The sequence below is a fragment of the Mesorhizobium sp. M7A.F.Ca.MR.176.00.0.0 genome (assembly GCF_004023165.1).
Classification (GTDB): Bacteria; Pseudomonadota; Alphaproteobacteria; order Rhizobiales; family Rhizobiaceae; genus Mesorhizobium.
Window position 1 is genome coordinate 49669 of sequence record NZ_RZTC01000019.1, and the last position, 19670, is coordinate 69338.

18 protein-coding genes and 1 tRNA gene are annotated in these 19670 nt (G+C 64.0%); 9 read left to right on the forward strand and 10 right to left on the reverse strand.

Features of this window, described 5'->3' with window-relative positions:
* The first annotated feature begins 30 nt into the window (after positions 1-30).
* The 5 genes from EOB59_RS09345 (at position 31) to EOB59_RS09365 (ending at position 3929) form a co-directional block, all read left to right on the forward strand.
* Positions 31-183, forward strand: coding sequence for a histidine kinase (locus tag EOB59_RS09345; RefSeq protein ID WP_127266685.1), 153 nt, complete (start codon positions 31-33; stop codon positions 181-183).
* Between the two features lie 17 nt (positions 184-200).
* Positions 201-1118 (forward strand): site-specific tyrosine recombinase XerD, encoded by a 918-nt coding sequence (locus EOB59_RS09350; protein WP_128288226.1) that lies wholly within the window; start codon positions 201-203, stop codon positions 1116-1118.
* A gap of 99 nt (positions 1119-1217) precedes the next feature.
* Entirely contained in the window at positions 1218-2168 is a 951-nt protein-coding gene (locus EOB59_RS09355) for an acetyl-CoA carboxylase carboxyltransferase subunit alpha (protein WP_027038080.1), read from the forward strand.
* Between the two features lie 217 nt (positions 2169-2385).
* Complete coding sequence (locus EOB59_RS09360; RefSeq protein WP_128288227.1) at positions 2386-3684, forward strand: murein L,D-transpeptidase family protein; 1299 nt, start codon at positions 2386-2388, stop codon at positions 3682-3684.
* Between the two features lie 8 nt (positions 3685-3692).
* On the forward strand, positions 3693-3929 hold the full coding sequence (locus EOB59_RS09365) for a sulfurtransferase TusA family protein (protein ID WP_164761850.1): 237 nt from the start codon (positions 3693-3695) through the stop codon (positions 3927-3929).
* Between the two features lie 9 nt (positions 3930-3938).
* Here the strand turns inward: EOB59_RS09365 and EOB59_RS09370 are convergent, their stop codons facing one another.
* Positions 3939-5063 carry a GTP-binding protein gene (locus EOB59_RS09370; protein WP_127398047.1) on the reverse strand — a complete coding sequence of 375 codons (1125 nt, stop codon included), beginning with the start codon at positions 5061-5063 and terminating at the stop codon, positions 3939-3941.
* Between the two features lie 3 nt (positions 5064-5066).
* Positions 5067-6230, reverse strand: coding sequence for a D-alanyl-D-alanine carboxypeptidase family protein (locus tag EOB59_RS09375; RefSeq protein WP_127266676.1), 1164 nt, complete (start codon positions 6228-6230; stop codon positions 5067-5069).
* A 216-nt stretch (positions 6231-6446) separates the two neighbouring features.
* Here EOB59_RS09375 and EOB59_RS09380 point away from each other — a divergent pair, with 216 nt between their 5' ends.
* The 3 genes from EOB59_RS09380 (at position 6447) to EOB59_RS36100 (ending at position 10220) form a co-directional block, all read left to right on the forward strand.
* Positions 6447-7610: a M20 aminoacylase family protein gene (locus EOB59_RS09380; RefSeq protein ID WP_127329985.1), complete on the forward strand. Its 1164-nt coding sequence runs from the start codon at positions 6447-6449 to the stop codon at positions 7608-7610.
* A gap of 83 nt (positions 7611-7693) precedes the next feature.
* Positions 7694-7770, forward strand: a tRNA-Arg gene (locus EOB59_RS09385).
* Positions 7771-8339: 569 nt separating this feature from the next.
* On the forward strand, positions 8340-10220 hold the full coding sequence (locus EOB59_RS36100) for a hypothetical protein (RefSeq protein ID WP_245486577.1): 1881 nt from the start codon (positions 8340-8342) through the stop codon (positions 10218-10220).
* A gap of 148 nt (positions 10221-10368) precedes the next feature.
* On the opposite strand, the gene EOB59_RS35245 is transcribed toward EOB59_RS36100, so the two are convergent.
* From EOB59_RS35245 to EOB59_RS09430, 8 genes are all read right to left on the reverse strand, one after another.
* Entirely contained in the window at positions 10369-10533 is a 165-nt protein-coding gene (locus tag EOB59_RS35245; RefSeq protein WP_164895614.1) for a hypothetical protein, read from the reverse strand.
* Positions 10534-11480: 947 nt separating this feature from the next.
* On the reverse strand, positions 11481-11834 hold the full coding sequence (locus tag EOB59_RS09400; protein WP_127266678.1) for a cupin domain-containing protein: 354 nt from the start codon (positions 11832-11834) through the stop codon (positions 11481-11483).
* A 339-nt stretch (positions 11835-12173) separates the two neighbouring features.
* Positions 12174-13067: a sugar phosphate isomerase/epimerase gene (locus EOB59_RS09405; RefSeq protein WP_127809117.1), complete on the reverse strand. Its 894-nt coding sequence runs from the start codon at positions 13065-13067 to the stop codon at positions 12174-12176.
* 107 nt (positions 13068-13174) lie between these two features.
* The gene (locus EOB59_RS09410) at positions 13175-14113 is read right to left on the reverse strand and encodes an ABC transporter substrate-binding protein (protein ID WP_128288228.1); all 939 of its coding nucleotides are present in this window, start codon (positions 14111-14113) and stop codon (positions 13175-13177) included.
* Positions 14114-14189: 76 nt separating this feature from the next.
* A complete protein-coding gene (locus EOB59_RS09415; RefSeq protein WP_127809116.1) occupies positions 14190-15188 on the reverse strand; it encodes a ribose ABC transporter permease in 999 nt (332 codons plus the stop codon).
* A complete protein-coding gene (locus tag EOB59_RS09420) occupies positions 15185-16729 on the reverse strand; it encodes a sugar ABC transporter ATP-binding protein (RefSeq protein WP_127809115.1) in 1545 nt (514 codons plus the stop codon). Before EOB59_RS09420 ends, EOB59_RS09415 begins: the two co-directional genes overlap by 4 nt.
* Positions 16726-18099, reverse strand: coding sequence for a carbohydrate kinase (locus tag EOB59_RS09425; protein WP_127809114.1), 1374 nt, complete (start codon positions 18097-18099; stop codon positions 16726-16728). The genes EOB59_RS09420 and EOB59_RS09425 overlap by 4 nt, the downstream gene beginning before the upstream one ends.
* Positions 18096-18872 carry a DeoR/GlpR family DNA-binding transcription regulator gene (locus EOB59_RS09430; protein WP_127266683.1) on the reverse strand — a complete coding sequence of 259 codons (777 nt, stop codon included), beginning with the start codon at positions 18870-18872 and terminating at the stop codon, positions 18096-18098. Before EOB59_RS09430 ends, EOB59_RS09425 begins: the two co-directional genes overlap by 4 nt.
* 193 nt (positions 18873-19065) lie before the next feature.
* Between EOB59_RS09430 and EOB59_RS09435 the strand changes: the two genes are divergently transcribed.
* A partial coding sequence (locus EOB59_RS09435) for a class II aldolase/adducin family protein (protein ID WP_164895615.1) occupies positions 19066-19670 on the forward strand: 605 nt, incomplete at its 3' end.

The following is a 19670-nucleotide window of genomic DNA, read 5'->3' on the forward strand; positions in this document are numbered from 1 at the left end:
AACGCAGAACAAGAAGACGGGCGAAAATTGATGCCGACACTGTTTCGCTTTGTCGTGGTAACAGCGATTCTGGCAGGTATTGCCTATGGTGCGATGTTCGCACTGGTGATGTTCGTCGAGCCAAAGAAGGGCGAAATGAGCGTGCGCATCCCTCCGGAAAAGCTGAACCCCAAGAAAAGCTGAACCCGAAGAAAAGTTGAATGAACAGCGCCGCCCGCATCGAAGCCTTTCTGGAAATGCTGAGCGCCGAGCGGGGCGCGGCTGAAAATACGCTTTCCTCCTACCGCCGCGACCTCGAGGACGCTTGTGGCGCGATCGATGGCGGGCTGGCTGGTGCCGCCGCCGCCGATATCCGCACCTATCTCGACGACATTGCCGCCCGCGGCTTTGCCGCCACATCGCAGGCGCGCAAACTGTCGGCGATCCGCCAGTTCTTCAAATTCCTCTACGCCGAAGGCCTGCGCGGCGATGACCCGACCGGCACGCTGGACAGTCCAAGAAAGGGCCGCCCGCTGCCCAAGACGATGAGCGAGGCGGACACCGGCCGGCTGATCGACCGTGCGGCGCTTGAGGCCGGCGATGCCTCGTCGGGCGATGGGGACAGTCTGGCGTCACTGCGCCTGCATGCGCTGGTCGAGGTGCTTTACGCCACCGGCCTGCGCGTTTCCGAGCTGGTCGGCCTGCCGGTGACGGTGGCGCAGCGCGACGACCGTTTCTTCATGGTGCGCGGCAAGGGCGACAAGGAGCGCATGGTGCCACTCTCGGCCAAGGCACGCACGGCGATGAAGACCTGGCTTGCCGCCCGCGCCAGGGTGCCCGCCTTTGCCGACAGTCCGTTCCTGTTTCCGGCCGCCTCCGACAGCGGCTATCTCTCGCGCCAGGTCTTCGCGCGTGACCTGAAAGGGCTGGCGGCAAGGGCCGGCATCGCCTCGGCGAAGATCTCGCCGCACGTGCTGCGCCATGCTTTCGCCAGCCATCTCCTGCAGAACGGCGCCGATCTCCGGGCCGTGCAGCAATTGCTTGGCCATGCCGACATATCGACGACACAGATTTACACCCATGTGCTGGAAGAGCGGCTGGTGCGGCTGGTCAACGATCATCATCCGCTTGCCGACTAGGCCTCATATCGCTATGTGAGGACGACATTTCACCGCCCGGAGCCTTGGATTCAAGGGTTCCGTCAGCCACTGCCTTCCGACGTATCGGTCCGCTCACGCATGTATAATTACCTCGATTTCGAAAAGCCGGTGCAGGACCTCGAGGGCAAGATCCTCGAGCTGAAGAAGCTTGCCGAGAATGGCGAGGCGGTCGATGTCGGCGACGAGATCAGCCGTCTTGAGAAGCGCTCCCGCGACGCGCTGCGCGACGCCTACAAGGCGCTGACGCCGTGGCAGAAGGTGCAGGTGGCTCGCCATCCAGACAGGCCGCATTGCGTCGACTATATCAAGGGCCTGTTCACCGATTTCACGCCGCTGGCCGGCGACCGCAATTTCGGTGAGGACCAGGCGATCGTCGGCGGTTTCGCCCGTTTCCGCGGCGAACCCATTGCCATCATCGGCCAGGAAAAAGGTTCCGACACAGCCAGCCGCCTGAAACACAATTTCGGATCGGTTCGCCCGGAGGGCTACCGCAAGGCGGTACGGCTGATGGAACTGGCCGACCGCTTCAAGATCCCGCTGCTGACGCTGGTCGACACGGCCGGCGCCTATCCCGGTGTCAACGCCGAGGAGCGCGGCCAGGCGGAGGCTATCGCCCGTTCAACCTCGACCTGTCTCGGCCTGAAAGTGCCGTCGATCTCGGTGGTCATCGGCGAAGGCGGTTCGGGCGGCGCCATTGCCATCGCCACCGCCAACCGCGTCTACATGCTCGAACACGCCATCTATTCGGTGATTTCGCCGGAAGGGGCCGCCTCGATCCTGTGGCGCGACACAACGCGATCGAAGGACGCGGCGACCAACATGAAGATCACCGCGCAGGATCTTTTTGAATTAAAGATCATCGACGCCATCATCCCCGAGCCGCTCGGCGGTGCGCATCGCGGCGCCGAAACGGTGATCGCCGCGACCGGAGACCTCATCGCCAGGACGATGAAGGATTTTGCCGGCGCCAACACCGATTTCCGCGAGCAGCGCCGCGAAAAATACCTGGCCATGGGCCGCAGTCTCTGACCACAGGCAGCCTTGGCCGCAACAATGTGGCGGGGCGGAGCATTTTTGCCACAAAAATGCCGCTGCATTCGGCTCAATGAGACTGCCGCAGGGGGATGCGTCGGCACTTGCGGTAAGGAATTTATTAGGGTTAACGGGCTTAGGGTCCGTCGATGCGCAGTGTAGCAGCCGGGGCAGGAAGCGTCCTGGCGCCAGAGAAAAGACGATATCCGTAGCCATGTTTGTCAAGCTTGCCCGCACCGGAATCCTGATCGCTGCCCTCGGCGTTGCCGGCTGCAACAATTCGTCGATGAAGGATTTTGCCCCGGAGGCCAACAAGCCGCTGCCCGACAAGATCCTCGCCGACATGAGAGCCAAGGGCATGGTCCGCACCTCGTCGGTGATGGCCCGCATCTTCAAGGAAGAAGGCAAGCTCGAGATCTGGAAGGCCAAGACCAACGGCCGCTACGACATGGTCGCCAGCTACGACATCTGCAAATGGTCGGGCAAGCTCGGGCCGAAATACACCGAAGGCGACCGCCAGGCGCCGGAAGGCTTCTACACGGTGCGCCCGGCGCAGATGAATCCGCGCTCGAACTACCATTTGTCCTTCAACATCGGCTATCCCAACGCCTATGACCGCGCCAATGGCCGTACCGGCTCCAATTTGATGGTGCACGGCGCCTGTTCGTCTTCGGGCTGCTATTCGATGACCGATGCGCAGATCGAGCAGATCTATGCCTTTGGCCGCGACGCCTTCCAGGGCGGCCAGACCGAGTTCCAGATCCAGGCGTTTCCGTTCCGCATGACCGCCGCCAACATGGCGCGCTACCGCAACGACCCGAATTACGACTTCTGGAAGATGCTGAAGGTCGGCTACGACAATTTCGAGATCACCAAGGTGCCGCCGAAGGTCGATGTCTGCGAGAAGCGTTATGTCTTCAACCAGGTTGCCGCCGACGGTCAGACATTCGATCCGGCCGGCGCCTGCCCGGCGACGACGCAGCCTGATTCGCTGAAGAGTGCCTACAACTCCTACATGAGCACCTACGACGCTGCGTTCAGCGGCGCGGTCAAGGCCAGCGTGCCGGCGCCCAAGCCGACCATTGCCGGTATCAAGGAAGCCAGCATCGTCTCCGACTGGTCCAAGCGCCGCGCACGCGGCGAACGCGTGCCGATCGATCCGCCGTCGCTCAACAATGACGGCTCGGTCACCGAGACGGCACGCATGGGTCGCATCGATTCGCCCGCTGGCCGCAAGATGGCGGCCCTCGATGCCGAAAAGGCGGCCAAGCAGAAGGCCGAGGAGCAGAGGCTCGCTGCCATAGAGGCGGCCAAGCAAGCCAAGGAAGCCGCCAAGGCTCAGGCTCTGGCCGAAAAGGAGGCCGAAAAGGCCGCCAAGGAAGCCCCCGTCGCCACCGCGACCATCGCGGCCCCTTCGGAAGCGGCACCGATGGCTGAGACGCAGGCGGCGAGTGCCGACGAGAGCCGCGTGACGAAGCTGAAGAACAAGCTGCTCGGCATGTTCGGCGGTTGATTTCGCCCGTGGATGATCGCGCCGCTATTTATGACCTCAAGGGGCTGAACTGCCCCTTGCCCGTGCTCAAGGCCAAGAAGCGCCTGGCGGGGATGCAACCGGGCAGCCGGCTCTGGCTGGAGACCACCGACCCGCTGGCCGTCATCGACATTCCGGCATTCTGTTCGGAGAGCGGCCACCAGTTGATTGAAACGGCGGCGGTCTCCGGCGGCCATCGATTCCTGGTCGAGCGCGGCGCGCCGTAATCGTGGGAGCTACCGCCCGGCAATCGCCAGCGGGTTGTTTTCCAGCGCGGCGCGATCGGGCGTGTCGATCGACGGCCGGTTGGTGAAGGCGGCGAACAGCCTGCGGATATAATCTTCGGGCATATCGAGCGTGATCAGCACCAGCCGCGTGCCGCGCTGGCCATCTGGCCAGGACGGCAATTGCACCGGCGGATGCAGGATCTTCTGCACGCCATGGATCACCAAAGGCCGCGACGGGTCTTCCCTGAGCTCGATGACGCCCTTCATGCGCAGCAGGCGCTCGCCATGTGTCGAGCGCAGCAGGTCGAGGAACATCTCGATCGCCGAAAACGGCACCGGGCCGTCATGCACCAGCGAATAGGAACGCACCCGCGAATCGTGGCGATGACCGTGGTCATGGCCATGTTCGTGATCATGCCCATCATGGTGATCATGATCATGATGGTGATGATCATGAGCGGCTTCCTCGCCCAGCCAGCGCCGCACATCGGCGGATTTGGTTGCCGGGTTGTAGAGGCCGCAATCAAACAGCGCCGCCACGCCTGTCCCCGTGTCGCCGGCATCGAGCAGTTCGGCGCCCGGATTGATCTGCCGCAGGCGCGCCCGAAGCATTTCCAACTCATTGGGATCGACGACCAGATCGGCTTTGCTGAGCACGATGCGATCGGCGACGGCAGCCTGCTTGACCGCCTCGACATGGGCGTCGAGCGTGGCGTTGCCGTTGACGGCATCGACCAGCGTGATGACGCCGTCGAGCCGGAAGGCCTGGATCAGCGCCGGATGGGCCATGATCGACTGCAGCACCGGCGCCGGGTCGGCAAGGCCGGTGGTCTCGACGATGACGCGGGCCAGACGGGCGATGCGGCCGGTCTGCAGCCGGTCGACCAGGTCGGCCAGCGTATCGACCAGTTCGCCGCGCACCGTGCAGCACAGGCAGCCGTCCGAAAGCTGGATGATGCCGTCGGAAGACTGCTCGACCAGCAAATGGTCGATCGCCACCTCGCCGAACTCGTTGATGATCACCGCCGTGTCGGCCAGCGCCGGATCCTTGAGCAGCCGGTTGAGCAGCGTCGTCTTGCCGGCGCCGAGGAAGCCGGTCAGCACCGAGACGGGGATCGGGAAGCCGCTGCCCATTGGCTAGTTCGCAACCTTGGCCGGCTGGTCGCCCTGCGCGGCGGAGCCGGCAATCTTCGGGCCTGCGCCGGCCGGTGCCGGCCTGTCGGGCCGCCAGCTCGGGATCGGCACATCGGCATATTCCTGACCGCCCCGGTCGAGGATGGCCTTCGGCGCCGGACCGGTGGCGCCGCCAAGGCCGACGGCAACCAGCGTTGGCACATGGTCGAGCTTTTCCTGATAGGGCGATTTCGGCACGTCCTTGGCGACGACCGGCGGCGCCTCCGACTGCTCCTGCGGCGTCTTCTTCTTGCAGACCTCGTCCTTCATGTCGTTGGGCGAAACCGTGTCGCCATAGGGCGCCAGCGTGGTGACGGTGGCCGAGCCGGCGGCAGGCGCGTCAAAACCCTGATCGAGCAGTTTTGCCGCGGTCTCAGCACGTGTGACCGCCGATTTCTCGCCAAGCACCACCGCGACCAGCGTGCGCCCGTTGCGGGTCGCCGAACCGATCATGTTGAAGCCGGAAGGGCAGACAAAGCCGGTCTTCATGCCATCGGCGCCGGGATAACGGCCAATCAAGAGATTGTAGTTGGGGATAGCCTTCTTGCCGACGGCAAGGCCTTCGATCGAGAACCACGGCGCATATTGCGGAAATTCGCGGCGGATCGCCATCACCAGCACGGCGAGGTCGCGCGCCGTCGTGTACTGATCCGGCGAATAGAGCCCGTTCGGATTGACGAAATGCGTGCCGTTCATGCCGAGCCGGGTCGCTTCGGCGTTCATCCGGTCGGCAAAGGCCGCCTGCGAACCTCCGACATTTTCGCCCACCGCCATGGCGATGTCGTTGGCCGATTTGACCAGCATCATCTTCAGCGCGTTGTCGAGCCGCATCACCGAGCCCGGCTTGAAGCCCATCTTGCTTGGCGGCTCGGCGGCGGAGTGTTTGGTCACCTTGATCGGCGAATCAAGCTGAACCTCGCCGGCGGCGATCGCCCGAAAGGTGACATAAGCGGTCATCAGCTTGCTCAGCGATGCCGGATACCAGCGCTTGAACGCGTCCTGATGCTGCAGGATCTTGCCGCTGCCGAGATCGAATACGACCACCGGATTGGCCAGCGCCGGCCCGGCCACGACCGACAGCGCGATTGTGCCAACCGAGAATAGTTTGAGGAAATGCCTGTACCGCATGATCAAATCCGAAATCGCCTCTTGCCGTAGTCGCCCCTGGCTCCGTAAGATTTCGTTACGCGATCGCCAGCATGATTGGTCCGACCCTCAAAAACCGGACCGCATCGTTGCGGTGCTATTTACCCTATGTGACGCCAAGATGGCAAAGTGCCTGGCGATCACAATTGCAAGGCAGCGGACGACACCCGCCTGTCCCAACAGCGAGATGGAACCATCATGCCAATCCTGAACCGTGCCGCCGAAATGCAGGACGAAGTTGCCGGCTGGCGCCAGCATCTGCACCAGACGCCAGAACTGAACTTCGACGTCTTCAAGACCGCTGCCTTCGTCACCGAGAAGCTGAAAGCCTTCGGCTGTGACGATGTGGTCACCGGCCTCGGCAAGACCGGCGTCGTCGGCATCATCCGCGGCCGGCAGGGCGAAGGCCCCACCATCGGCCTGCGCGCCGACATGGACGCGCTGCCGCTCAACGAGATCACAGGCAAGTCCTACGCCTCGACCATCCCCGGCAAGATGCACGCCTGCGGCCATGACGGCCACACGGCAATGCTGCTGGGCGCGGCCAAATACCTCGCCGAGACGCGCAACTTCACCGGTTCCGTGGCGGTGATCTTCCAGCCGGCCGAAGAGGGCGGCGGCGGCGGCAACGAGATGGTCAAGGACGGCATGATGGAGCGTTTCGACATCTCCAGGGTGTTCGGCATGCACAACATGCCGGGCCTGCCTGTCGGGCAGTTCGCCATTCGCCCGGGCCCGATCATGGCGGCGACCGCCGAGTTCACCATCACCGTGCGCGGCAAGGGCGGCCACGCGGCGATGCCGCACGGCACGATCGACCCGATCGTCATCACCAGCCAACTGGTCGGCGCCTTGCAGACGATCGCCTCGCGCAGCACCGATCCGGTCGAGGCCGTGGTGGTGTCGGTGACCAAGTTCCACGCCGGTGACGCCTACAACATCATCCCCGAAACCGCTGAAATCGCCGGCACCGTGCGCACCCTGCGCAAGGAGATCGCCAAGAAGTCCGAAGAGCGCATCCGCAGCATATGCGACGGGCTGGCGACCGCATTCGGGGCAAAGATCGAGGTCGACTACCAGGCAAATTACCCCGTGACCTTCAACCACGCGGAAGAGACGGTGTTTGCCGGTGATGTCGCGATGAGTGTCGCCGGCGACGCCCATGTCCACCGCGGCATCCAGCCGGTGATGGGTGGCGAGGATTTTTCCTACATGCTCGAAGCCCGCCCCGGCGCCTTCATCTTCATCGGCAATGGCGACACCGCCGGGCTCCACAACCCTGCCTACGATTTCAACGACGAGGTCATCCCGCACGGCATGAGTTACTGGGTGAAACTGGCGGAAACCGCGCTGGCCGCCTGACGGCGGCAGCGCAAAGCCGGCCGGATTGCCTTCGGCCGGCCTCTTGGCGAAACGATCCGAAGCGGCTATGTGTCTGGCCGCGTGGTCCCGTAGCTCAGTAGGATAGAGCGGCAGATTCCTAATCTGTAGGTCACAGGTTCGATTCCTGTCGGGATCACCACGCTTTTCACCAGCTTAGCAAACTGACGTCGTACTTTTCGCGAAACAGTACGACGAATTCTAATTTCGCCGGGAATGCATCGCCGAACGATCCAGCTTCGCTCCGAAGAGCGGGCACTACAATGGCCCTTTTGTCTGGCCGAAGGCTGCCGGCAGGATCATTGCGAGGTGATGGTTGACCGTGGTGCGCTGTGACCTAGCTTAAAGTTCATGATGGACAGTCAAGAGCCGGGAAGTGGCGAATTGTCCGCACCGGCGAACTCTCGCGAGGTTGATATGCAGAGGCGCAAATCGGCGTCTCAGGGCCCCGCATGTGTCCTTGGTCGGCCATTGCCCGCCAACGAATATAAACCGCGGCGATCTATCAGCACGCGACCGGCGCCCCATCCGCAACAATTCGCAAGTACCAGAAGGATCCCGATGAAAGCGACGTTTCGAGGGCGGTAAGGCCTTGGCCAATACCAAGGCGGATGACCAGACATCGCTTTACGAACTTGACGATACACCCCAGAACGCACGGGCACGGCAATGCCAAATTATCTTGCCGAAATGTATGCAAACGACGTAAATTTGACCATTCTGAGCGCGGTAGTGACGCTTGCATCGGTAGGCGCCTATCTTGTGCTCCGGCGTATCCTTGCCGCGGTGCGACGGAGCCGCCTTGCAGCGTTTGACGAAGGCAGATCCGGTATCGCCGACGAGGCTTCTTGGGAATGGGAAAGCCCGGCCGGACTTGTCGCCGGACCTGCTTCTTCCAAGGCTGCCAACCCCTTGCATGCGGTCGGCCTGGATGTTCGGGCTCAAAATACCAACTACTCTCGGTTCGGAGTGCGAATCGAGCATTTCGCCGCGACATCCGAACCCAGCGGGAGCTCGTTGGTGACCGGTGCTCCTGCACCGGACAGTGTGCAGTCTGGCCGGCTTGCAGCATCCATCAGCGCGATCGCGGAACATGGGAAGCGGATTTGCGGGTCGGCATGGGACCAATTGCGCCATAGAGCTTCACCGCCAAAAATTGCTCCGTTGGCCTATGCTGCGGATCGCGGTTTGAATTTCACAGCGCAGATGGGAGATCCCGACCCGGCCATGGCGCCTGCCTCAAACCCTGTCGTTCGCAGGCCGATCGTTCTTGTATCGCGTTTGGGTCTCGCCGCCATTTGTCTGGCCGCGCCGATTGGCTATGCGATGACGAGACAAATCTGGGTCGAAAGCGCTTCAGCCATCTCGCAAACCCAAGACCAGGCCCATCGAGACCTTTCGCGCCCGTTGAAACTTCAGGCGAGTGCCGAATTGCTTGGCCCGGATCTCACGGCTAACCAGGCGCAAGACGGGACGGATCGTGCTCAGTCTGCCGCTGCGAGACAATTGGCCGACCAGGAACACCGGGCGGCGGAAGGCGAGCGTGCCAGGAGCGCCGCTCTGCAGGGAGCGCTCCTCGAGGCGAGCAAGCAGATCCACACGCTGAGGGCAAGCATGGCAGCTGCCGATGACGCGCGCGAGGAGCGGTTGCGCAATGAACTCGCGGCGGCCCGCACTCTTGACGCGTTGCGGCGCATTGCGGGAGATGCCCGCACGATGCTGAGCGAGGCCACCAGCTATGTCCTTGAGGAGATGCCCGCTGCTCATCTCGAGCAGGAGCAGGCCCAAAGGCAGGCGCGCGATTTATCGCAAGCGCGCGTCCAAATTGAACAGCTTGAGACCCAGGCCGCCGAGGATCGCGCCACGGCCAAGGCTTCACTGGGGCAGGCGAGCGGCATGCTCGACGACGAACGCCGGAAGGCGGAGCTGCTTCGTGGCGATCTCGCCGAAGCGAAACTGGCCAATGCCGCACTCATGAAGCGTACGGCCGCGGCTGAGCAGGAACGGACCGACGCGGTCACAGCGAGACAACAAGTGGAGCGGACCGCAGCTGACACGGAGCGAACGCTCGCACGAGAACGCGCTGCAGCAGCAGCGGCCGTTGAGGAGCTGAAAGAAGCTCGCGTCGAGCGCCAGGCGGCTGAACTGGAGCGAGCCAAAGCAGTCTCAGCGAAAGAGCGTGCCGAGCAGGCCGCAACCGAGACGGCACAGGCTCTGGCACGGGAACGTACTACAGCCGTCATGAATCGTAAGGATCTCGACAGAGCCCGCATCGAGCGCGAAGCCGCCGCCCAAGCTCTTTTGGTGCGTGTCGCTAAGCTTCAGGAGGCTCTGGACGAGCAACGCGAGGCCACTGTTTCTCTTGCCCGCGACTTGGCTGCGGCGCGCGGGGACAACGACAGGCTCAGGACTGAGCGCCGCAGCGCGCAGATCGAACCGCCCCTGAAGCCGCGTTCTGGCCGCGCGGCAGCCAGCCAGGTGACGGCCGTCAGCAAGAAGACTGGCAAGGTTCGCAACCCTTCGCGGATGACCCGGGTGCGTTCGATCACACTTCCTTACTCGCTCTTGCCAAGACACGCGACACCACAGTGATTCCGACTGCGCGGTCCCTTCCGTGGAAGGCCATCTTTGATGCCCCGCACCCTTGGTAACACACCCGAGGCCTGCTGCCATTTCGGCCAAAGATGAATGGCCTCTCGAATTCACCCTGCTTCATCAGCGAGGTGTTCTGCGCGGTTCGCTATGTCAGGCCGATCACGCTGCCTGTCGCGTCCAATTCGCATTGGACCGCCGCCTGCCGTGTTTCCACGTTGCCTTGCCGCACATAGTCGATGCTGACCTCGATAGGGGCCGAGATCGTCGCCCGACTCAACTGATGTACGACGCCCGCGCTGGCGACGCGCACGCTGGTCGCCCCAAACGGAGCGGCGGCCGACTCGATGGCATCATGGCAGGCCCGAACGACTTTATCCGGGACGCCCGGCAGCGCCTCGGTTCGGCTGACTGTTGATTGAGTGTTGCTGTCGCTGGGAGGCTGGAGAGCGGCCGGCAGGTCGAGCGACTGTCCGCCCCTTGCGGACGCAACAGCAGTAGCGGCGGCCGGACCTACCGTCCCAGGGACTGTCGCAGTGCCGCTTGTGCTGGTCTCGCCGTCGTCCGCCGACGAACTGGAGCCGCCGGGGTCATCGCTAGTCCCTTTCTGCGAGCCGCCGTGGTTGCCGCCGGCGTCATGACCTCCGCCGCCACCATGGCCACCAGAACCATGGCCGCCGTTGCCATGCCCTCCGCCCTGCTGACCACCGGTTGCAGCTCCTGCGCAAACTACCGCGATCGAGCAAGCTAAGACGAAATACGCACAGGTGAATCCACACGATTGACGCACGACAACCTCCATGGATGCGTCGGTCCAACCGTCTTTCCGCGGCTTGCAGTCAGAACGGCGCGAACCGCCGCTGCCCCCGCGGCAACCTCGCGATTGCCGCGCCCCCGAAAGAACTAGGGGATCAATCCGGTGTATCAAGGATACTTGGCTGGTAAGCACCGGTGAGAGATCGCTTGGCTGGCGAGTGCCGTATCACTCAGTCGATGCCGACCGTGGATGACGCCGCAGACGCCTTCGTGATCCAATGGCCGGAGTCCGGCGATTGGCCTGGCCGAGGCCCCGGCGAATGCAGAGATCAGCGAATAGGCTTACCGCGCTTCAGGTCAGCGCACCTCCTCCGAGTCATCGGCGACAGCCACGCGATGTCGGGTGGGATGGCCTCCAAAAGGCCCCGCGGAGGCACGAAAAAGCGTTCGCTTGAGCACTCGCCCGCCATGCGAACCATGGCGGGCCAGACGGATCACCCCGCCTCAGCCGACCCGCACGACAAAATGCTTCGTCACCGGCTCGATGATCTTCCAGGTTCCCTTGAAATCGGCTTCCACCACGAAGGCATCGCCGGGGCCGACCTCGACCGGTGTGCCGCCGTCCGGCGTGATGATGATGCGGCCGGCGATCATGTGCACGAACTCGTAGTCGGTATAGGTGGCGTGATAGGTGCCGGGCGTCGCGCGCCAGGTGCCCGACAACACCTTGCCGTCCTCGGTCGTGTGCTGGACGGCGGTTTGCATGGTCGGCTTGCCCTCGACGACGATCCAGCCAGCCAGATCGCCGGCGTCCGCGTGTTCGACGGTGCCGAATTTGAGGATTGTCTCGCGGGTCATGTGCTGGGCTCCGTTTGGTGGATTGCGTGGCGTTGTTTGCCTGGCCGGTCAGATAACCGATGCACCTGCCGCGAGCAATGCCGGCGCCATACGGCCGGCACCTTGGCTGACGGTGCATCAAACAAAAAACCCGCCTGTGCGGCGGGTCACTGGCGCAAGTCAGCACCATAGGCAAATATGTACCATAGCTGAGGTCACCGCGTCAAGAAAAAATTCCTATCTCGGAAAAATGGCGGCACAAAAGCCGCCAATACCGGCTGCCTCGAGGCCTGTTGTTAATCTGAGTTCGGCACCCTGCCCTGTGGCGCACGCCGCGTCCTTCGGCCCTCGACGGGCGGGTCAGGGTTTGTGCCGCGCCGAGACGAGTTCCGCCTTGCGCCTTGCCGTCTCTATTCCCAGACCGATGAAAGCACGCGCGTGCTTGGCCAGCGCCATGTTGTCCGTCCACAGATTGCGCCAGATCGCGGTCTTCTTCGACAGGTTTTCATCGACGATTTCCGAAGAGAAGGATTCGAAGCTGAGGTCGTCGCTGTAGCCGATAGCGGTCAGCGCATCGAAGATCGCGGCGAAGTCGATATTGCCGGTGCCGAGGAAGCCGCGATGGCTTTCGCCGATATGGACATAGCCGATCTTATCCGCGGCATGACGGATGGCCAGCCCGACATCGGCCTCCTCGATGTTCATGTGGAAGGTGTCGAGATGCAGGAAGATGTTGTCCGAGCCTGTGTCCTCGATGAAGGCCAGCCCTTGCGCGGCGGTGTTGAGCAGATTGCTTTCGAAGCGGTTGACGATCTCGAGGTTGAGCGTGACGCCGGCCGCCTTGGCTGTCTCGGCAACCTTGGCCAGCGTGCCGGCACTGCGCTGCCATTGATCGCGCGTCGGCGCCTCGACCTGCAATCCGTGGCTGGTCGAGAGAATGCCGGCGACCTTCCGGCCGCCGAGATCGCGCGTCAGCGCGATGGTGTCGTTGAGGATTTCGACGCCGCGCGCGGCAATCGCCTTGTCGGCGCTCGAAATGTCGCCATCAACAGGCAATCCGATGCTGATCGCGACGCCGAGGCCAAGATCGGCAATGCGCCTGGCGAGCCCGCCGATGTCGACATTGGCGGGGTCGAGATAGGAGAATTCGATGAGGTCGAAGCCGGCCTCCCTGGTGTTGGCCAGCGTGCGCTCGAGATCGGCCTGAGCCGAGCCCGCCGACCAGACAAAAGAATGGATTCCAATACGCGACATCATCGTCTCCGGCTTCTGCGCATCGGCCCCATGGGGAACCGATGCCTGGACAAGACGTGCGGCCGGGTGATGCCGGGTGATCCCGGCCGCACGCTGCTGAGGGACGTTTAGCGGGCCGCGGTCCAGCCCTTGTAGTCCTTCAGGTTCTCGGCCGTGATCAGCTTCGGGTCGAGCAGCACGGTCGGCTCCGCCGGCTTCTTGCCGGCCAGCAGTTCGGCCGCCATCGTCAGCGACTGGCCGGCCATCACGTAAGGATCCTGCGAGGCCGAGGCCTTGATCATCGAGGTGCCGGAGGAGAGTTCCTTCTCGATATCGGGCGCGCCGTCGACGGCGGTGAAGATGAATTCCGAACGGTTGAGCTGCTTGGCCGCAAGCTGGGCGCCGATCGCCGTCGGGTCATTGATGGCAAACACCGCATCGATCTTGTCGAAGCGGGTGAGCAGCGACTGGAACACCTTCAGGCCGCCGTCGCGCGAGCCTTCGGCATTCTGGTCGTCGGAGAGGATCTTGATGTCGGGATGCTGCGCCAGCACGTTCTTGCAGCCCTTCACCCGCTCCAGGATCGAGGACGATGCCGGTCCGTTGAGGATGACGTAGTCTCCCTTGCCGCCGGTGTGGTCGATCAGGTACTTGCAGGCCTCTTCGCCGGCCTTGACGTTGTTGGTCATCACGGTGACGTCGGCGCCCGGCGCCGAAACGTCGAAGGCGGCAACGACGATACCCGCAGCCTGTGCCTTCTTCACCGCCGGCGCGATCGCCTTGGCGTCGACGGCATTGAGCATGATCACGTCGACGCCGGCGGCGATGAACGAATCGACCTGCGAGACCTGCTTGTTGAGGTCATAGTCGGCCGACACCGAGGTCACCTCGACCTTCGGGTTGATCTTCTTGGCCGCGTCCTCGATGCCCTTGATGGTGGCGACGAAGAAGGGATTGCCGAGCAGGCCGACCGAGATACCGACCTTGTTGAGGTCCTTGGCCGAAGCAGGCGCGATGGCGAGCGACGCGAGTGCGACGCCGCAGAGCAGTTTGGCGATGGTCTTCATTGCTTTCCTCCGATTGCCCCGCGCCTCTCACGGTGCGTTACACAAACCGGTCGTTGACGCCGGCGACTAAGGTCAATCACGTTCTTGCTCCTGCCTGGAGCCTGTAGCGGTCGAGGGCGACCGCCACGATGATGACCAATCCCTTGATGATGTACTGCCAGATGTCGGAGACACCGGCCAAGATGAGCCCATTGGAGAGCACCGCGATGATCAGGCCGCCGATCAGCGTACCCCAGATCGAGCCGACGCCGCCGACGAAGCTGGTGCCGCCGAGGATGACCGCGGCAATGGCGTCGAGTTCGTAGGATTGCCCGAGCTGCAAGCCGTTGGCTGCGTAGAGCCGGGCCGCCGACATGGCGCCGCCAAGACCGGCCAGCAGGCCGGAAACGCCATAGACGAAGAGCAGCACCAGCGGCACCTTGATGCCGGTCAGCCGCGCCGCTTCGGCATTGCCGCCGACGGCATAGATCCAGGTGCCGAGCACGGTGCGCTTGAGCACCAGCCAGGACAGCACAACCACCGACAGCGCGATGATGACCAGCCACGGAATGCCGAACAGCGAACCGTTGCCGATGAAATCGAACGGCAGGTCCGAGTTGAACACCGTGGTGTCCTGGCCGAGCAGGCGGGCGACGCCGCGCACCGCGGTCAGCGAACCCAGCGTGACGATGAAGGGCGGCAACTTGATGTAGGCGATGAGCAGCCCGTTGATGAGGCCGAAGCCGAGGCCGACCAGAATGGCCGCCGGCACGCCGAGCAAACCCCAGTCCGGCGCCAGCGACACCATCACCGCCACCATCGCCGATGCGGCGAGGATGGCGCCGACGGACAGGTCGATACCGCCGGTCAGGATGACGAAGGTCATGCCGGCCGCCAGCACGATGTTGATCGACGACTGCTGGGTGACGATCAAGAGGTTGGTCTCGGTCAGGAAGCGGGGGTTCAGGAACTGGAAGCCGGCCGCCAGCAGGATCAGCACCGGCAGCATGCCGAGGGCAGCGAAAGCCGTGCGCAACCGTCGGCTTGTGCCGGTGGCCTGGCCGCCTGCGCTGATCTCGGTCGCCTTGTCGGTCATTGCTGAGCCGCTCCCGTTGCAAGTTCCATGATTTTCTCCTGGCTCAGCGGCTCGCCTTGCGATGCCGTCACCTCGCCCGATATCGTACCGTCGCGCATCACCAGCACGCGGTCGGCGACGCCGATCACCTCGGGCAGTTCGCTGGAGATCATCAGGATGGCGATGCCCTGTTTGGCGAGATTGTCGATCAGCCGGTAGATTTCCGATTTCGCTCCGACATCGACGCCGCGGGTCGGCTCATCGAGGATGACCACCTTCGGCTCGGTTTCGAGCAGGCGGGCGAGCAGCACCTTCTGCTGGTTGCCGCCGGACAGCGAGCCGGCATTGGCCTGCACCGAACTGGTGCGGATGGAGAGATCGGCAACGGCCCTGGAAGCGCGCCTTTCGGCGGCCGCGAAGTCGCGCAAGCCGCCGGCATGCGAATCCCGCGCCAGCACGCCCATGCTGATGTTGTCGGAAATCGACATGTCGAGGAACAGGCCGAGTTCCTTGCGATCCTCGGTCAGATAGGCGATGCCGGCATCGAGCGCCTCGCGCGGCGAGCCGATGGTTACAGGTTTGCCGTCGAGTTCCAGCGTGCCTGACACGCGCCTGTCGGCGCCGAAGATCAGCCGCGCAAGCTCGGTACGGCCGGAGCCGACCAGACCCGCCAGCGCCAGCACCTCGCCCTTGTGCAGGTCGAACGAACAGTTTTTCAGGAGACGGCCGTCGGACATGCCACGCACCGAGAGCGCCACCGCGCGCTTTTCGTCCGGCGGCCGATGATCCTTCTTGTAGAAAGCCGACAGATCGCGGCCGACCATCATCGACACCAGGCGCGAGGCGCTGAGGTCGGCACGCTCGAGCGTACCGACATAGCCGCTGTCGCGCAGCACACTGACGCGATCGGCAAGCTGGTAGACCTCTTCCATGCGGTGACTGATGTAGATGATTGCGATGCCTTGCGATTTCAGCGTCGCGATGACCTCGAACAGCCGGTCGGTCTCGCGCGAGGTCAGCGACGTGGTCGGCTCGTCCATGACGATGATGCGCGCATTGGTCGACAGCGCGCGGGCGATCTCGACCAATTGGCGCTCGCCGAGCGACAGGCTGGAGACCATGTCGCGGGCCGAAAAGGAGACGCCCAGACGCGCGATGATCTCCCTGGCGCGCCGGGTGCACTGGTCGCGGTCGACGATACCGAAGCGTCGCGGCTCGTTGCCGAGGAAGATGTTTTGCGCCACCGTCAGATTGGGCGCCAGCGACAGCTCCTGATAGATCACCGCGACGCCGCTGGCGCGCGCCTTGATCGGATCGCCGGTCGCGGCCGGCATGCCGTCGATCAGGATCTCGCCGCCGGCATCCGGCCGATAGGCGCCTGAAAGCACTTTCATCAATGTCGACTTGCCGGCGCCGTTTTCGCCCATCAAGGCGTGCAGCTCGCCGGCGTGGACGCTGAGCGAGACATCGTGCAAGGCACGGATGGTGCCGAACGTCTTGGAGATGTGCCGCATCTCCAGCACCGGCTGGCGCGCGGTCTCGGCCCTGGCAATCGCACTCATCGCGCGCCTCCCACTGCCGCATCAGCGACGCCGCGGTCCATGGTGGCGTCGCGCCAATTGCTGCGATAGCCTGCCAACCCGGTGAAACGCGATGCGCGCACCGGCTCCGGAACTTCGGCGGCGAATTCGCGCCCGACGCTCTCGAAGGCGAGCGCCGCGGCACCCGTGGCGCTGCCCTCCAGCGTGGCGCCCTGCAGGAAGGCCTGGCCGGGACGCAACTGCGCCAGCAGCGCGGCGAGCAGGCCGCCCGTGTTCAGCCCGCCGTCGACGATCACCGTGTTGTTCGAATGGATGAGGTCGAGGCAGAGATCGACCATCAGCGCGACGTAGAGCAGCGCCGCGGCCGCGCGTTCCTCGGCATTGGGCGCGCGCCCGACCAGTCGGCCGGAATGCCCCGACATCGGCCCGCCTGGCGCAAAGCTCGGCAGCGCCATTATGCCGGCGTCGATCACCCGCTGCACCACTGGGCCGGCGATCTCGCCTTGCCAGCCGGCGCTGATTGTTGCGAATTCGCGCCCGCCCATGAAGCGGATGGTCGGCACTGGGCCGCCGCCGACATCGACGTTGACCAGCATGTCGCGATCCCGGTCGAGTGCGTCGAGCGGGCAGTCCGGATTGAGCACGATGACCCAGGTGCCGGTCGAAACGACGGTGACCGGGCCAAGCTCCTGCCGGCGATAGGCATGCAGCGCCGCATTCGAGTCATGGACGCCGTTGTGGATGGCGATCACCGCAGCGCCGAGGCGCTGCTCGCCGATAACCGTGCCGGCGCGCTCGAAGGCAGGCATCCGGTCACGCCAGCCCTGCGCGTCGACCAGCGAGGAAAAGTCTTGGCTGCGCGGCGCCCACAGATGCGAATGGCAGCCGAGATAGGACACTTCCGAGACCGCCCGCCCGCCAAGGCGCCAGCTCCAGTATTGCGGATAGCCGAGGATCGATTTCGACGCAGCGAACGCGTCCGGATCGACCTCCTGCAGCCACAGCATGTGGCGGCCGTAGTTGAAGCCGAGCGGCAGCCGCGGCGAAAACGTCTCGGAAAAGTCCGGAATGCGGCGATCGATCCGCGCGGCAATCTCGGCCGGCGGCTCTTGCTCGTAATCGAGGATCGGATGCGTCAGCGCCGCTTCGTCGACCAAGGCAAAGGTGCAGCCATGGCCCGACACCATGACCCCTTCCACTCCATGACCGTCGACCGCATCGGCAACGGCGCTGAGCGCCCAACGGTGGAGCGCCGCCTCGTCGAGCACGCTGAAACCGTCTTGGCGCACCCATTTCGGCTGTGTCCGGCGCTCGTCGATGATCCGCCCGTCCTGGCCGAAGACGAACAGCTTCGAATTGGTCTTGCCGAAATCGAGGACAGCCACCTTCACTGGATGGCTCCCGAGGCTATCCGCACCATGACGCCGGCGTCTTCCAGCATGCGCGCATCGGCGTCGGAGAGGCCGTCGTCGGTGACCAGCGTGCCGATGCGGGAAAGCGGCAGCGCGACATTGCGCGCGTGGATCGACAGTTTGCGGCTGTCGGCCAGCACCACGATCTGGTCGGCGCAGAGGCTGAGATCGACGATCGAGCGTACCAGCAGCGGGTGCGATTCCATCACGCCTTCCTGGCCAAGGCCTTGCGCGCCGAGAAAGAATTTGGAGGCGTAGAAAGGCACGGCCTGGGTGAGCGAATGGATGATGCCGGGCTCGCGATGCAGGTCACCGCCGGCAACCGTCAGGCTGCAATGGCCGTGATCGCTGAGATAGGCCGCCAGCGGCATCGAGTTGGTGTAGAGGCGGATGTTGCGCTCGGCGAGCTTGACCCCGAGATGGAAGCAGGTCGAGCCGCCATGCACGATGACGGCGTCGCCGTCGCGCACCATGGTCGCCGCCAGCGCGGCGATCTGCCGCTTGGCCTCGACCGCAAGGTCACGGTTCTCGTCGTAGGGCCGGGCGTAGGCGACCCCGGCCTGGGAAGCGCCGTCGAGCGCCGAGATGCCGCCATAGACTTTCCGTGCTTCGCCGGCTTCGTCGATCCTGTCGATATCGCGCCTGACCGTCGCGGCCGAAACGCCAAGCCGTTCCTGCAGCTCGCGCACCGAAGCGAACGGACGGTCCCGCAGCAGTTCGACGATCTGACGCTGGCGGCCGGAGTCGCTCAATTCTTTCCTCCCGGATGCCATTTTCCATGGCAGTTGGTGCAACTTACTCAACATTAGCCAGATTGCAAGCGCGTTTTGATGATAGTATATCACTATTGACGCAGATCACTCGTATCTGCGATATCAGCGCCTATTCGACCCCGGCAACGGGATTTCGCGCAGGACACGGCCGAGCCGTTGGAGGAAAAGCGCCATGGCGACCCAAGCTGATGCGCAGGAACTGGCGGCCTTGCGGGCGCTTTCGGCCAGCATCGGGCAGAGCCCGCACCTGACCCAGGCGGCAGGCGGCAACACCTCGCTGAAAGCCGGCGACACACTGTGGATCAAGGCGTCCGGCACCTGGCTGAAGGACGCGCTCGTCGATGACATCATGGTGCCGGTGGCGATGGCGCCGCTGCTGAAAGCCGTCGAGCAGCGCGATCGCGCCGCCGACCTGCCGCAGGGTTTTACCATTGCAGCGCTCAACCCGCGCGGCCTGCGGCCGTCGATCGAGACCACGGTGCACGCCCTGATGCCGCAGCGCGTTGTTCTGCATGTCCATTGCGTCGACACCATCTCGCTTGCCGTGCAGGCCGATGGCGAGGCCGAGGTCGCCAGGCGGCTCGATGGCATCGAATGGGCCTATGTGCCCTATTTCCGGCCCGGCCTGCCGCTTGCACGCGGCATCGCCGAGAAACTGCGGCCTGGTGTCGACGTGCTGATCCTTGGCAATCACGGCCTGGTCGTCGCCGCCGAGACCGTCGCCGGGGCGGAGCTTCTGCTGCGCCGTATCAGGTCATTGCTGGCCCGGCCGGCGCG

Coding starts and splice junctions, on each gene's coding strand:
- EOB59_RS09410 (WP_128288228.1), bottom strand. CDS start 14,113: ATGAAGACCATCGCCAAACTGCTCTGCGGCGTCGCACTCGCGTCGCTC.
- EOB59_RS09405 (WP_127809117.1), bottom strand. CDS start 13,067: ATGTCGCGTATTGGAATCCATTCTTTTGTCTGGTCGGCGGGCTCGGCT.
- EOB59_RS09370 (WP_127398047.1), bottom strand. CDS start 5,063: ATGGGCAGCGGCTTCCCGATCCCCGTCTCGGTGCTGACCGGCTTCCTC.
- EOB59_RS09420 (WP_127809115.1), bottom strand. CDS start 16,729: ATGAGTGCGATTGCCAGGGCCGAGACCGCGCGCCAGCCGGTGCTGGAG.
- EOB59_RS09360 (WP_128288227.1), top strand. CDS start 2,386: ATGTTTGTCAAGCTTGCCCGCACCGGAATCCTGATCGCTGCCCTCGGC.
- EOB59_RS09350 (WP_128288226.1), top strand. CDS start 201: ATGAACAGCGCCGCCCGCATCGAAGCCTTTCTGGAAATGCTGAGCGCC.
- EOB59_RS09400 (WP_127266678.1), bottom strand. CDS start 11,834: ATGACCCGCGAGACAATCCTCAAATTCGGCACCGTCGAACACGCGGAC.
- EOB59_RS09375 (WP_127266676.1), bottom strand. CDS start 6,230: ATGCGGTACAGGCATTTCCTCAAACTATTCTCGGTTGGCACAATCGCG.
- EOB59_RS09355 (WP_027038080.1), top strand. CDS start 1,218: ATGTATAATTACCTCGATTTCGAAAAGCCGGTGCAGGACCTCGAGGGC.
- EOB59_RS09380 (WP_127329985.1), top strand. CDS start 6,447: ATGCCAATCCTGAACCGTGCCGCCGAAATGCAGGACGAAGTTGCCGGC.
- EOB59_RS09415 (WP_127809116.1), bottom strand. CDS start 15,188: ATGACCGACAAGGCGACCGAGATCAGCGCAGGCGGCCAGGCCACCGGC.
- EOB59_RS09345 (WP_127266685.1), top strand. CDS start 31: ATGCCGACACTGTTTCGCTTTGTCGTGGTAACAGCGATTCTGGCAGGT.